Consider the following 425-nt stretch of genomic DNA (forward strand, 5'->3'; position numbering starts at 1 on the left):
ATTATCAGCATTATTAATGTATAGTCTAGGTCCAGTTGCTCCGAATTGTATATTTTGATCAAAAGTTAAGATAAGACTTTGACTTGCCGTAACATCAGTGGCATCCTGAACTGGAAGATAAGTTGTTATTTCCGGAGCAGGTATGACGGTAGTAAATCTCCATTGATTCACATCACTAATACCTTGGAAAGCTAAACTGGTCGCTTGAGATACAATAAACCCTGGATCAATTGTAATATAATATATAGCACCTTCAACGAAATCGTTATGGTTCACGTAAAGAGTCGTGCCTGAAGTTGTAGCATTTGCGTTACTTGTAGCAAAAGAAGTAAATTCAGTTCCATTTTCATTATAGATATAGAATCTTCCGGAGGAACCTTTACTAATATTTTGATCGAACGTTAACTGGAGTTGTTGATTAATGG

The 425-nt window shown here is 35.8% G+C and carries 1 protein-coding gene; it reads right to left on the reverse strand.

Annotation, left to right across the window (positions count from 1 at the left end; all coding sequences use genetic code 11):
• Positions 1–425 (reverse strand): hypothetical protein (locus ACRD62_RS22495; protein WP_430822329.1); only part of this gene is annotated, 425 nt, incomplete at both ends.

Origin of the sequence: Carboxylicivirga caseinilyticus (assembly GCF_050589785.1) — a bacterium.
GTDB classification, from domain to species: domain Bacteria; phylum Bacteroidota; class Bacteroidia; order Bacteroidales; family Marinilabiliaceae; genus Carboxylicivirga; species Carboxylicivirga caseinilyticus.